The sequence below is a fragment of the Candidatus Pseudothioglobus sp. Uisw_016 genome, assembly GCF_048087635.1.
In the GTDB taxonomy this organism is placed as follows: domain Bacteria; phylum Pseudomonadota; class Gammaproteobacteria; order PS1; family Pseudothioglobaceae; genus Pseudothioglobus.
Genome location: NZ_CP159806.1, coordinates 508,439 through 523,026, shown reverse-complemented (window position 1 = coordinate 523,026; position 14,588 = coordinate 508,439). Strand labels below are relative to the sequence as shown.

At 34.0% G+C, this 14,588-nt stretch carries 10 protein-coding genes; 3 read left to right on the top strand and 7 right to left on the bottom strand.

Translation table 11 applies throughout. From position 1 onward, the window contains the following. Positions 1 to 813, top strand: a complete 813-nt coding sequence (mutM, locus tag ABXT69_RS02625) for a bifunctional DNA-formamidopyrimidine glycosylase/DNA-(apurinic or apyrimidinic site) lyase (RefSeq protein WP_416678947.1) — start codon at positions 1 to 3, stop codon at positions 811 to 813. Beyond that, complete coding sequence (locus ABXT69_RS02620) at positions 801 to 1,208, top strand: S24 family peptidase (RefSeq protein WP_416678945.1); 408 nt, start codon at positions 801 to 803, stop codon at positions 1,206 to 1,208. The genes mutM and ABXT69_RS02620 overlap by 13 nt, the downstream gene beginning before the upstream one ends. On the opposite strand, the gene pgeF is transcribed toward ABXT69_RS02620, so the two are convergent. The 6 genes from pgeF to ABXT69_RS02590 form a co-directional block, all read right to left on the bottom strand. Further along, positions 1,205 to 1,927: a peptidoglycan editing factor PgeF gene (gene pgeF, locus ABXT69_RS02615; RefSeq protein WP_416678944.1), complete on the bottom strand. Its 723-nt coding sequence runs from the start codon at positions 1,925 to 1,927 to the stop codon at positions 1,205 to 1,207. The two genes, ABXT69_RS02620 and pgeF, sit on opposite strands and share 4 nt — an antisense overlap. A gap of 22 nt (positions 1,928 to 1,949) precedes the next feature. After that, positions 1,950 to 2,891 carry a 23S rRNA pseudouridine(1911/1915/1917) synthase RluD gene (gene rluD, locus ABXT69_RS02610; protein ID WP_416678942.1) on the bottom strand — a complete coding sequence of 314 codons (942 nt, stop codon included), beginning with the start codon at positions 2,889 to 2,891 and terminating at the stop codon, positions 1,950 to 1,952. 75 nt (positions 2,892 to 2,966) lie between these two features. Next, on the bottom strand, positions 2,967 to 5,165 hold the full coding sequence (locus tag ABXT69_RS02605; RefSeq protein WP_416678939.1) for a tetratricopeptide repeat protein: 2,199 nt from the start codon (positions 5,163 to 5,165) through the stop codon (positions 2,967 to 2,969). Beyond that, complete coding sequence (locus ABXT69_RS02600; protein WP_416678937.1) at positions 5,166 to 7,472, bottom strand: tetratricopeptide repeat protein; 2,307 nt, start codon at positions 7,470 to 7,472, stop codon at positions 5,166 to 5,168. Next, positions 7,473 to 10,175, bottom strand: coding sequence for a tetratricopeptide repeat protein (locus ABXT69_RS02595; protein WP_416678935.1), 2,703 nt, complete (start codon positions 10,173 to 10,175; stop codon positions 7,473 to 7,475). 9 nt (positions 10,176 to 10,184) lie between these two features. Then, complete coding sequence (locus ABXT69_RS02590) at positions 10,185 to 11,840, bottom strand: tetratricopeptide repeat-containing sulfotransferase family protein (RefSeq protein WP_416678933.1); 1,656 nt, start codon at positions 11,838 to 11,840, stop codon at positions 10,185 to 10,187. A gap of 291 nt (positions 11,841 to 12,131) precedes the next feature. Here ABXT69_RS02590 and ABXT69_RS02585 point away from each other — a divergent pair, with 291 nt between their 5' ends. Beyond that, positions 12,132 to 13,946, top strand: coding sequence for a sulfotransferase (locus ABXT69_RS02585; protein WP_416678931.1), 1,815 nt, complete (start codon positions 12,132 to 12,134; stop codon positions 13,944 to 13,946). A gap of 14 nt (positions 13,947 to 13,960) precedes the next feature. On the opposite strand, the gene cysC is transcribed toward ABXT69_RS02585, so the two are convergent. Continuing rightward, positions 13,961 to 14,560 (bottom strand): adenylyl-sulfate kinase, encoded by a 600-nt coding sequence (gene cysC / locus ABXT69_RS02580; protein ID WP_416678930.1) that lies wholly within the window; start codon positions 14,558 to 14,560, stop codon positions 13,961 to 13,963. Between the last annotated feature and the right edge of the window lie 28 nt (positions 14,561 to 14,588).

The following is a 14,588-nucleotide window of genomic DNA, read 5'->3' as shown; positions in this document are numbered from 1 at the left end:
ATGCCTGAACTGCCAGAAGTTGAAACCACCAGACGAGGACTTGAACCTTTAATTATTGAAAGGAAAATATTATCTGTTCATGTCTACAAAAGAAAGCTGCGATGGGAAATACCTTTCCACCTTGTTAAAACATTAAAAGATCAAACCATTAAAAAAATATCACGACGTGCAAAATATTTATTAATAGATTTTAATGGTGGTCAGCTTGTCATGCATCTTGGAATGTCTGGATCCATTTCAGTTGTTCCTTCAATTGAGCCATTAAAAAAACATCATCATTTTGAAATTAAACTTGACAACTCAACAAGCATGCGCTTCCATGATCCCCGCCGCTTTGGTTCAATTCTTTGGCAAAAAAATAATGAGCAACTAAGCTTATTAAAAAAACTTGGGCCAGAGCCTTTAAGTTATGAGTTCGATGAACAATCACTATTTAATTTATCAATTGGTAAAACAAAAAATATTAAAACATTTATTATGGATAGCAGTATCGTTGTGGGTGTTGGCAATATTTATGCATCAGAAAGTTTATTCCTAGCAGGAATTTCTCCAAAGAGAGTATCTGGAAAAACTTCAGCTAATCGATATAAAACTTTGACTCAATGCATAAAAAAAATATTGTCAGAAGCTATTAATAATGGTGGCACTACTCTAAATGATTTTTCAAATGTTGATGGTGAACCTGGGTATTTTTCTCAAATATTATCTGTCTATGGGCGCAATGATATGCCATGCATTAGATGTAATGGTACAATTAAAAAAATTGTACAAAATCAACGTGCCACTTATTATTGTCCCAAATGTCAGCATTAGATAATCCCAAGGCTTTATTTCAAAGCACCTGCTCAACTAATTCAGAGCCATATGCACTTCAAAACATTGGCGATATGATGTCACCTGAATTTAGTGAAAATTGCATCATCATTGTTGATCCTGGAATGCCAATTCATAATGAAGCCTATGTCATTATTGATTTTAATGATGAGCTTTATTTTCGTCAGTATATTATTAAAAATAATAAGCATCTATTGAGATGTATTAACTCTTCATATGGTGATATTCAGCTAAATAATGATTTTGAAGTTCGTGGGTGTATTACTCAGCAAAAACAGCGTAAACAGAAATCACTTCACTATTACTTACTTGATAAAGAGAGTGGGGAAATGAAATTTAGTAAAAAGGGTAAAGAGAAAGAAATACTCTCTTAGAGGCTCTCCATCCATATCAAATGTGCCATCCTCCCTGAGTACTTACCGTCTCTTCGGTATGAAAAATAGTCATCTGACTCATTATAAGTACACCTGTCACCCCCACTAATTGAACTGACACCAAAACTTTTTAGAACCACCCTTGCCGCCTCATACAAATCAAGATAATAGTTATTATTTAAACAAGTAAAACACTTTTCAAAGTTTTTATTTTTAGAAATATATTGAGATTTAACTTCGCCACCCACTTCAAAAGAAAATTGAGAAATTGCCGGCCCTAGGTGAACTAATAAGTCCTCTCCATTACAGTCAAAAGATTCCATTAGAGATTCGATTATTCCATCAACTAAACCCCTCCACCCAGCATGGGCAATTCCAACAGCAGTGCCCTCTTTATTACATATAAAAATTGGTAAGCAGTCTGCTGTAAGAACTCCACAAACTGTTCCAGATTTTTTGCTATAGCTTGCATCAGCATCAACTATTGATGATATTGAATCAGCATTGACGCTCTTTTTAGAGTGCGTTTGATTTATCCATATTGGCTTAGAAGGTAAATTATAGTGACTCAATAATAGGTCACGATTTGCTAACACTGCGCCCTGCTTATCATCAACATGTAGCGCTAAATTAAAGTTATCAAAATTGCCTTTGCTGCTCCCACCCTCTAAAAGTCTTGGTGTCGAAAGTAATTTAATATTTTTTGGAAAAAAATTCATAAATTTAAAAAAATCACAATTTTTAGGAGTCGAATTTTTTTAACACTTCTAATAATGCTGTCATGTCATCTGGTAAAGGCGCCTTCCATGACATTGACTCCCCTGAAATGGGATGGTTTAGAGTTAACTTTTTTGAGTGGAGCGCCTGTCTTTTGAAATTAAGTAGAGCCTCTTTTAGTTCTTCACTTGCTTTCTTTGGAAAACGCACTCGGCCACCATACATTGGATCTCCAATCAATGAATGTCCAACATAAGAAAGATGGACACGTATTTGGTGAGTTCGGCCAGTTTCTAAAATTGCCTTCACATGAGTGTGGCTTTTAAATCGGTCAATTGCTCTGTAGTGAGTTGTTGCGTCTTTGCCACTCGTTGAAACTGCCTGCTTAACCCTGTCTTTAGGATCACGGCCAATAGGTTCATCAACCGTTCCACCAGCAATCATATGACCATAAACTATGGCAGAATACTCTCTATCAACAGAGTGATTTTGTAATTGTTCAACCAAATATTTCTGTGATTTTTCATTCCTTGCAATAACCATTAGGCCTGAAGTATTTTTATCTAGTCGATGTACAATACCTGCCCTATCGAGTTTTGATAGTGCTGGGTCGTAATAAAGAAGTGCATTTGCTAAAGTACCAGTCCAATTTCCTGCGCCTGGATGAGTTACAAGACCAAACTGCTTATTTATTACAATAATGTCTTCATCTTCATAAAAAATATTTAATGGAATTTTTTCAGCAATCCAATCGTTGTTTTGTTTTTGATTTAAAGTTAAAAAGACAGCTTCAGTGCCATTAGACTTATCTTTTGGCTTGAAATTTTTATCATTAATTAAAGCATCGCCTGATTTAATCCATGCCGTTATTTTTGAACGAGAATAATCAGGAAGCATTTCTGAAAGCGCAGAATCTAGCCGTGATCCTGACATTCTATCTGGAATTATAATTTTAAGCATTTTCATATCACCTGAATTACACCCTACAAAAATATTAAAGTTTATTTTACAATAGCTCTTTAGAAGTATTTAATTTGAATACTAGACATAAATATGATCAGCCTCTAGTCCTTGTCGATGTCTCTCATACATCGTGGTATAAGCAGACTCAATATTTTTTGTAAACAAAGGAGTGTCAAAAAGAGGCGCTGTGGATAAGTTACTTGTTAACTTATCTTTAAGTTTTTTAAACTTCTCTGGGTTGGTTGCCAGTTCAATTGCAAGCGCTTCATACTCCTTTGAAGTCGTCGTAATGAGTTCGGGTAAGTTAAGTGAGCTCAATATGCTTGCGCCCATTCTTGCCGAGTAAGACTTTCCAATACACGTAAGAACTGGCAAGCCCATTCGAAGCGCATCACTTGCTGTTGTTCCAGCATTGTAAGGGGTTGTATCTAGGAACAGGTCAGCAGCCTTATATCTTGCTAAGTATTCTGGTCTTACTAGACGTCCACCAAAAATAAGTCTACTCGGATCAATTTCTCTCAGAGCTATTTCTTTGACTAAGTTTGCTTTTGAAGACTCATTACTTGCATAAATAATAAGAACACTACCTTCAACTTGCTTTAAGATCCGCGCCCAACTGTCAAAAACAGTAGGTGTGAATTTGTAAGTATTATTAAAGCAACAAAACACAAATCCCTTCTCTGGAAGGCCTAATTCTTTGCGAGTAAGCGTTATCTCTGAAGGAGAGTCTTTGGAGTCATTGACTTGAAAGTTTGGCAGATAAACAATTTTTTCAGAGTAATCTTTTTTATTTTTTTCTGGAATCATTATCGGGTCAGCAATCAAGTAATCATAATAATCTGCGCCCATGGTTCCAAGAAAGCCAATATAACTGAGCTGAATTGGAGCTGCTGACATCGCAAATACATCCGTTCTAGACTCTGCAGTATAGCCCGCCAAATCAACTGCAATATCAATCTCAAGAGACCTTGCAAGAACCGCTATTTTTTTATCAGAGTTGTTTCTGACATCATGGAAATGATCAACGCCTGCTTTAATTCGAAGATTCATCTCATCGCTTGTATCAGGACCTAATGAGAATGCATGGACTTCAAAATGCTCTCTATTATGCAGCTCATAAAGTCCAGCAGTTAGATATGAAACTGGGTGCTCCCGAAAATCTCCAGAAAAATAACCGATACGAATTTTTTTATGTTTTGGGTAAGGCTTTATATTTTTTAAGGTATAACTTTTAGGGTGCTTCTTTGAAGAATAGATCTCCGAAGCTTTTCTTTGAATTTTAGGGTCATCAGCCAGTCCCATTAGATCAAATGGAGTAACAGATGGCTCACTAGTATTTGTTTTTATTATTACTTCTTTGAGATCAATTAATAAATTAGTCCATAAACAAAGATTCATTTTTGTCCCTAATTTACTTCCTAATAAGTAATCTAAATCTGGATTAATAGAAATAGCTTCCTCATAACTTTCAAGCGCTTTATCTAATTGTCCTATAGCCTTTAAGGAGGTACCAAGATTATCATGTGCTTCGGCTAAACTCGGTTGAATAGATATTGCTTTTTTATATAATTTAATCGCATTAACCTTATCATATTTTTTAAAGTAAACAAACCCCAGATTATTATGTGCTTCAGCTAAATTCGGTTGAATAGATATTGCCGTCTCAAGACTTTTAATTGCAGTATTAAATTGACCTAACTCTTGAAGACAGCTACCAAGATTATTATGTGCTTCTGCAAAATTGGGATTTATAGAGATTGCTGTCTCAAGGTTTTTAATTGCATCATCTATATTACCAAGTTCTCTTAAGGAAATACTAAGGTTAATATATGCATCAGCGAAATTTGGATTTAAAGATATTGCCCTCAAAAAACTTTTAACTGAATCTTGAAATTGCCCTAATTCTTGATACATGATGGCAAGATTGTAATTTGCATCGACATAATCAGGCTTCAAAGATATCGCTTTTTTAAAACATTTAAATGCGTCATCTAAATGATTAAGGTCCTTAAATACTGTCCCTAGATTATTATGCGCCTCAGCATAATCAGGTTTAATATGGACTGCAGCTTTATACATCTGAATAGATTCCTCTAATTTTCCTAAGGCTTTATAACAAGCCCCAATAAGATTAAAAAGTAAAGGTACATTTGGATACTTCTCATTTAGGACTTTTATTTTATCTATCGCTTCTTGATACTGGCCTTTTGAATAGAGCGCTAAAACAGAATCAATTTGCTCCTTAGTAAGGACTGGGTGTTCACTTGAGTTTTTCATTCACTCTTTGACATAAATATGATCAGCCTCTAGTCCTTGTCGATGTCTCTCATACATCGTGGTATAAGCAGACTCAATATTTTTTGTAAACAAAGGAGTGTCAAAAAGAGGCGCTGTGGATAAGTTACTTGTTAACTTATCTTTAAGTTTTTTAAACTTCTCTGGGTTGGTTGCCAGTTCAATTGCAAGCGCTTCATACTCCTTTGAAGTCGTCGTAATGAGTTCGGGTAAGTTAAGTGAGCTCAATATGCTTGCGCCCATTCTTGCCGAGTAAGACTTTCCAATACACGTAAGAACTGGCAAGCCCATTCGAAGCGCATCACTTGCTGTTGTTCCAGCATTGTAAGGGGTTGTATCTAGGAACAGGTCAGCAGCCTTATATCTTGCTAAGTATTCTGGTCTTACTAGACGTCCACCAAAAATAAGTCTACTCGGATCAATTTCTCTCAGAGCTATTTCTTTGACTAAGTTTGCTTTTGAAGACTCATTACTTGCATAAATAATAAGAACACTACCTTCAACTTGCTTTAAGATCCGCGCCCAACTGTCAAAAACAGTAGGTGTGAATTTGTAAGTATTATTAAAGCAACAAAACACAAATCCCTTCTCTGGAAGGCCTAATTCTTTGCGAGTAAGCGTTATCTCTGAAGGAGAGTCTTTGGAGTCATTGACTTGAAAGTTTGGCAGATAAACAATTTTTTCAGAGTAATCTTTTTTATTTTTTTCTGGAATCATTATCGGGTCAGCAATCAAGTAATCATAATAATCTGCGCCCATGGTTCCAAGAAAGCCAATATAACTGAGCTGAATTGGAGCTGCTGACATCGCAAATACATCCGTTCTAGACTTTGCAGTATAGCCCGCCAAATCAACTGCAATATCAATCTCAAGAGACCTTGCAAGAAGCGCAATCTCTTTATGAGACATTGATCGCACATCATGGAAATGATCAACACCTGCTTTAATTCGAAGATTCATCTCATCGCTTGTATCAGGACCTAATGAGAATGCATGGACTTCAAAATGCTCTCTATTATGCAGCTCATAAAGTCCAGCAGTTAGATATGCAACAGGATGAATTTTAAAGTCTGAAGAAAAATAACCGATACGAATTTTTTTATGTTTTGGGTAAGGCTTTATATTTTTTAAGGTATAACTTTTAGGGTGCTTCTTTGAAGAATAGATCTCCGAAGCTTTTCTTTGAAGTCCAGGATTATCAATTAATCCTAATAAAAAGAATGGACTAATGACTTTCTCACTATCAACAATTTTTTTCTTTACTTCTTTAAGAAGATTTGCCAAATCAAACCAGTCAGAAAGGTGCATTTTATTATTCAATATATCACCTAAAATAAAATCCATTTTTGGCTTAATCTTATAAGCCCTTTCATAACTCAACCTTGCCTTATCTGACTGTTTAAGCTTTTTATAAATATGTCCAAGTTTGCTATGCGCCTCGGCATAATTTGGCTCGATAGCTATTGCTTTCTCAAAGAATTTAGCAGCTCCCTTAGTTTTTCCAAGTGAAAAAAGATTAAAACCAATATTCTTGTGTGCTTCAGCATAGTCAGGTTTGAAGTTGATTGCCTTTTCAAAACAATCAATTGCTTCAACCATAAAGCCAAGTGAAGTAAGACACTCACCAAGATTATTATGTGCTTCTGCAAAATTGGGATTTATAGAGATTGCTGTCTCAAAGTTTTTAATTGCCTCATCAAACTTTTTAAGCTGCCTAAAAACTACTCCAAGATTGTAATAAGCTTCTGCAAAATTTTGGTTGATATCTACTGCCTTATTATAGCTTTTAATGGCATCATCTAACTGATCAAGATCTTTAAGGGCGTTACCAAGATTATTATGTGCCTCAGCAAAGTTGGGCTTGATAAGTATTGCTTTTTCATAACTATTAGCTGCATCATCAAGCTGGTTCAGTGCTCTAAATGTAATAGCAAGATTGTAATGTGCGTCTAAGTAATTTGGCTCTATAGTTATTGATTTCTTAAGACTATTAACTGCAGCATCTAACTGCCCAAGATCTTTAAGAGTAATACCAAGGTTTTTATATGCTTCAGCATAATCTGACTTCAGAGTGATTGCTTTTTCAAACATTTGAGAAGCACCTATAAGCTCTCCTAAGGCTTTATAACAAGCCCCAATAAGATTAAAAAGTAAAGGTACATTTGGATACTTCTCATTTAGGACTTTTATTTTATCTATCGCTTCTTGATACTGGCCTTTTGAATAGAGCGCTAAAACAGAATCAATTTGCTCCTTAGTAAGGACTGGGTGTTCACTTGAGTTTTTCATTCACTCTTTGACATAAATATGATCAGCCTCTAGTCCTTGTCGATGTCTCTCATACATCGTGGTATAAGCAGACTCAATATTTTTTGTAAACAAAGGAGTGTCAAAAAGAGGCGCTGTGGATAAGTTACTTGTTAACTTATCTTTAAGTTTTTTAAACTTCTCTGGGTTGGTTGCCAGTTCAATTGCAAGCGCTTCATACTCCTTTGAAGTCGTCGTAATGAGTTCGGGTAAGTTAAGTGAGCTCAATATGCTTGCGCCCATTCTTGCCGAGTAAGACTTTCCAATACACGTAAGAACTGGCAAGCCCATTCGAAGCGCATCACTTGCTGTTGTTCCAGCATTGTAAGGGGTTGTATCTAGGAACAGGTCAGCAGCCTTATATCTTGCTAAGTATTCTGGTCTTGGCAAGCTATCTCCAAAAATAAGTCTACTCGGATCAATTTCTCTCAGAGCTATTTCTTTGACTAAGTTTGCTTTTGATAAATCATTATTTACAAAAATGATGAGAACACTACCTTCAACTTGCTTTAAGATCCGCGCCCAACTGTCAAAAACAGTAGGTGTGAATTTGTAAGTATTATTAAAGCAACAAAACACAAATCCCTTCTCTGGAAGGCCTAATTCTTTGCGAGTAAGCGTTATCTCTGAAGGAGAGTCTTTGGAGTCATTGACTTGAAAGTTTGGCAGATAAACAATTTTTTCAGAGTAATCTTTTTTATTTTTTTCTGGAATCATTATCGGGTCAGCAATCAAGTAATCATAATAATCTGCTCCCATGGTTCCAAGAAAGCCAATATAACTGAGCTGAATTGGAGCTGCTGACATCGCAAATACATCCGTTCTAGACTCTGCAGTATAGCCCGCCAAATCAACTGCAATATCAATCTCAAGAGACCTTGCAAGAAGCGCAATCTCTTTATGAGACATTGATCGCACATCATGGAAATGATCAACACCTGCTTTAATTCGAAGATTCATCTCATCGCTTGTATCAGGACCTAATGAGAATGCATGGACTTCAAAATGCTCTCTATTATGCAGCTCATAAAGTCCAGCAGTTAGATATGAAACTGGGTGCTCCCGAAAATCTCCAGAAAAATAGCCAATACGAATTTTAGAATGCTCAGGATAAAGAGTTATTTTTGGCAGGAGATGACTTGTAGGATGATCACTGTTTGCTCTTAATTCTATGGCTTTTCTTGCAAGTTTTGGATCATCAATCAAACCAAATAGGGTAAATGGATCAATAATTTTTAAATTTTTATTAATTTTTGCCGTTGTTTCATTAAGTAATTTTGTCAAACCATCCCAACTACAAGAATTCATTTTGGCGCTCAATATATTACCCAATACATAACTTAAATCAGGCTTAATATCAGATGCCTTTTCATAAGCTTTTAAGGCATCTAAATATTGATTAAGCTTACTGAAAACATGTCCTGAATTGTTATAAGCTTCAGCAAATTCTGGGTTGACAAGTATTGCCTTTCCATAAGATTGGATTGCATCATCCAATCGCTCTAGCTCAGATAGAACGATTCCTAAATTATTATAGGTATCTGCGTCACCCGAATTAATAGCTAGTGCGCTTTCATAGGACTTAATAGCAGCATCCAACTTTCCTTGTTTTTTTTGAACAACACCAAGATTATTATATGAATCAGAATATGTTGGATTAATAATTAAGGCTCTCTCATAAGACTTCACTGCCTCTTCTAATTGTCCTAACTTGTTAAGAGAGACACCAAGATTATTATGTGCTTCCGCGTATTCTGGATCTATAGTCAATGCTCTCTCATAAGACTGTACTGCCTCGTCATACTTCTTAAGCTCATAGAAAATCACTCCAAGATTATTATGTGAATCAGAGTAATCTTGATTAATAGTAAGTGCATTTTGATAAGATCTAGCAGCATCATTAAGTTGGCCAAGCTCCTTGTACACATTTCCAAGGTTATTATGCGTCGAAGGATAATCTGAATTAATAGCTAATGCTTTCTCATAGGATTTGACAGCATCCTTAGGCTGACCAAGCTCCTTAAATACATTTCCAAGGTTATTGTAGGCTTCTAAAAAATTAGGCTGAAGCGCAAGGGCTTTATTATAGGATTTAACTGCATCATCTAGTCTTCCCAACTCTTTGTATCCTCCTCCAAGACTATGATGTGCCTCAGCAAAACCTGGATTTATATCAATCGCTTTTTCTAAATGTTCAATCATAAGGTCTAATTTATCAAAACTAAGAAGAACCAAAGAGAGACTAAAATGAGCCTCAACATAATCTGGATTAATAATTAGTGCTTTTTCATAACTAATAGAAGCCATATCTAGCTCACCAAGCTCTCTAAAAACATTACCAAGATTATTATGGGCTTCTGCATAATTTGATTCAATGGCTATTGAACGCTCATAACTTTTAACAGAATTCTCAAGTTGGCCTAACTCATGAAAAGCTGCACCAAGATTATAGTGCGCTTTAGCATAGTCAGGTTTTATTGATATTGACTCATTATAACTCTTTATAGCGCCATCTAAATGACCCAAGCCCGCAAGACTAGCGCCAGTAATATTGTGCAAAAGTGAATCGTCAGGAAAATTCTTTATTAAAGGCCCTAATAAATCTAATACATCTTGGTAAGAGCCTTTAGAAAAAAGGTTAATGATAAAGCTAATTTCTTTTTCTGATGGTTTTTTTGATAACATTATTATTTTTTAGTATTTGTTCAAGCCATTAATTAGTGGTTGCAAATAAGCCTCATATTTTCTCCAAACCTCAGAGCTTCCCTGATAAATTTTTTCCCTAACTTGAAGAGCACTTGTTGTTTTCATAACTTTTTTGTTTTTATGGAAATCTAAACAGCTTTCATCCCATTCTAAATCACAATATTGTAATATTTTACGAGTTTCGAGTTCTTGGTTTTTTGTTAGATCCTCATAGCAAATATCAAATATTTTATTCGGAAATAATTTATGCCAAAAGCCCATAAGATTTTTATACAAACCATAATAATTAGCAATATCCTTTTGGCTGTATGAGTATGCATTTCCAGGGAAATAAAACTTATAGATTGACCAGCATGTGGCAATTGGATCTCTATTCATATGAAGAATTTTTGCCTCAGGAAATGCGGATAAAATAAATCCAATATAGCGAAAGTTCAAAGGCATTTTATCTATGATAATATTTTCAGAGGCATTTAAACTAGAAAGTGCATCTAAATAAGATTCTCTAATAGTTGTCAAATCCTTTTGAGTAAAGCTTTTTTTATCTGTATATTTTCTTAAAAATGGAGTAACAGCTTTATTTAGATTTCTTAACTCACCAGCACCATAGACTTCATTATGGCTATCAATAATTTGATGAACTAAAGATGTCCCAGATCTAGGCATTCCTAAAATAAAAATAGGTCTTATAGATGTTGTCTTAGATAATGGTTTTGAAATAATAGTGGGAGGATTTTCAAACACTTCTTTAATAATAGAAAATAATTTTTGGTCTTTATCAAAAAAATAATTTGCTTCTTTCTTTCTAAGTTTATTTGCCTCATTTAAAAATCTAAACTGCTCCTCATGATTTTCAAGATCCTCATAAACTTTAGCTAAGGTGAAATTATAATTTATACGATCTTTTAAACTAAGGTCAGATGCATTCAAAAATGAGTGAATTTGCGCTAATTGAGGGTCATTTTTTTTATACTTTTTAACACGACTTAAATGGAGATGAGCATCACTCCAGTCGGGTTTAATACTTATTGCTTTATTTATATTTTTAAGAAAGTCTTTTTGATTTCCAAGATCTTTAAAAACTAATGCAAGGTTCAAATATGCTTTATCGTAGTCAGGGTTATGTTCCAACGCCTTTTCAAAACTCTTTATAGAGTCCTCAACATTTCCATATGCGTTTAAAGCATTTCCTAGATTATTATGTGCCTCATAAAAATCATATTTATACGCAACTGCCCACTCTAAACTTTCAATTGCTAATTTATATTGACCATCCTCAAAGAGCAATTTTCCAAGATTATTATGGGCATCTGGATAATTTGGTGTAATAATTATAGCCTGTTTATAACTCTCAATAGCAGCCTCAATTTGACCTAAATCTTTACGAGAGACCCCAAGATTAAAATGAGCTTCAGCATAGTTTGGTTTAATAGATACTGCCACTTCAAACATTTTAGCCGCACCCTCTAATTGACCTAATTCCTTATAACATGCCCCTATAAGGTTGAAAAGCAAAGACTCCATAGGATAACTTTCATTTAAGCTTTTAATTTTATCTACAGCCTCTTGAAACTGTCCATTTGAATAGAGGTTGAGAACAAATCTAGCTTTTTCTCTTGGCAATGAAGTTTGATTATTTTTCATTTTTAATTTCTTATTTTGAGCAACATAAATTCTTTGAAATTTTTTTAGTGCGAGCTAGTAATCGCTGAGTTTTTATTGTCATATAAGAGGTTATATTAAAATATTTTATTTCAGTCAATATCAATTTTAAACTAGGTTTTTATTGGTAGCTCTTTATTTCTAATTTATATTAATATTGAAATTCTTTAATGAAAAGTTTAATTAAAGTTAAAGTTTTTTATTATTACATTAATATATTTTAGTATACTCAGTAACTTAATAAATTTTGACCACTAAAATGAATACACCATAATGTCATTAAAAACTCAGCGATTACTAGCTCGCGCTAAAAAACTCACAAAAAAAGGACATGGTAAAGAAGCTCAAAGTATATATTTAAAGGTTCTTGAGTCTTTTCCAAGTAACCAGGAAGCAAAAAAAGAATTATTAATATTAAACCAAAGAAAAGAAACTAGTCCTTCGCAAAAACAATTAGATGAGGTTATGCAGCTTTACTCTTCTAATCGAATGCAAGAGGCTCTATTTACCACTCAACATTTAATCAATGATTTTCCAAATGAGCCACTACTATTCAATCTAAGTGGTGCTTGTTATAGCGAAATAGGTTCGTTTGAATCAGCAATTGACAGCTTTGAAAAAGCAATAGCGCTTAACCCAAAATACTCAGAAGCTCATTATAATCTTGGAGTTGCGTTTCAAAGAACCCATCAACTTGATAGCTCAATCATGTGCTATGAAAAAGCAATAACTCTTAATCATGCTTATCCTTCAGCTCATAATAATTTAGGGCTTATTATGCTAGAGAAAAATCAGCCAGATTTAGCAGTTAAGAGTTTTGAATGGGCAGTTGCCTATAGTCCAGAATATGCTGAAGCATATAACAACCTTGGCTCAGCATTTCAAGCACTCAATCAATTTGATTTAGCAAAAATACAATATAAAAAATCAGTATCTATCAATCAGGATTATGCTTTAGCATTTAATAACCTTGGTAATACATGTAAAAGTCTTGGCCTGCAGGATGAGGCTATAAATTATTATGAGGAGGCAATTGCCATTAACGCTGATTTTGCAGAGGCCCATTTCAACTTAAGTAGTGTAAAAAAATATACACAAAGTGATATTCAAATTTCTACAATGAAATCAATTCTTTCTTCAAAGAATCTTAATAAGTCAGATCAAATATTTATAAATTTTGCTTTAGCAAAAGTGAATGATGACTTAGATAATAAAGATGAGCTATTTAGATTTTTAGATGAAGGAAACCGACTACGTAAAATACAATTAAATTACTCTGTTGATGATTATCAACATAAGCACTCAGTAATAAGAAAAATTTTTAGTAATAGTCTACCTACTATTGAAAAAAAATTATTAAATGGGGAAAATTCTAAGCGTCCAATTTTTATTATAGGCATGCCTCGTTCAGGTACAACACTTGTAGAACAAATCATCTCAAGCCATCCTTCAGTGTATGGAGCAGATGAATTAAGCACAATCAGCGAACTTACTAATTCAATACTCAAGGATTTATCAGGCCAAGCGAAAAATGGTATAACAGAAAAATCTTTTTTATCTATGCGTCATCAATACTTAGAGAGTCTTTCAAATTTTAATATTAATGAAGAAATCATTACTGATAAATGGCCTTTAAATTTTCAATACATTGGATTTATTTTGTCAGCATTTCCAGAAGCAAAAATTATTCACTTGAAAAGAGATGCAAGAGCAATATGCTGGTCAATTTATAAACATTACTTTAGTGGAAATGGAAATGGGTGGGCCTATAACTTTGATGATTTAGCCAGTTTTTATGGTGCATATTTAGATCTAATGAATTTTTGGCACAAACTATTTCCAGATAAAATTTACGACATTAGTTATGAAAAATTAACAATTAATCAAAAAAATGAGACCAAAAATCTATTGAAACATTGTGATCTAGATTGGAGTGATAGTTGCTTAAATTTTCACACTAATAAACGTGCAGTCAAAACAGCAAGTGCGTCGCAGGTTAGAAAAAAAATTTATCAAGGCAGCTCTAAAGAATGGTCAAAATATGAAGAACATATTAAGCCCCTGATAGAAAGTTTAAAGTCTTACTAATACCTTTCAAGAAACTAACTTTTTAATATATTTTCTTGAAGATAGCTAAGAATTTTAGATATTGACTCGTCCAATGATTCTTTATCAGTATTAATAATTAATTCGGGATTCACTGGAGCTTCATATGGAGAATCTATGCCAGTATAATTTTTAATCTTTCCTGCTCTTGCCTTCTTATAAAGACCCTTGACATCTCTTTTTTCACAAGTTTCTATACTTGCCTTGCAATATATCTCAATAAAGTTATCATTTTTAATTAAATTTCTTGCTGTATTTCGATCTTCTGTAAATGGACTAATAAAAGCAGTCATAACAATTAGTCCAGCCTCTAACATTAACTTACTCACCTCACTAATTCGACGAATATTTTCACCTCTATCGGCATCACTGAAGTCAAGATTAGAATTTAACCCATGGCGAACATTGTCTCCATCTAATACAAAAGTCCTGCATCCTTTTTGAAATAATTTTTCTTCTAATGCATGAGCTAGAGTCGATTTTCCAGACCCTGAAAGACCAGTAAACCAAAGAACAACTGAGCGATGCTTATTTAACTTATTTCGTCTTTGCCGAGTAACGGATGCTTGATGATATATAACGTTTGAGCTTTTCATTTTAAATATTAGCTAAAAAATATTGGAT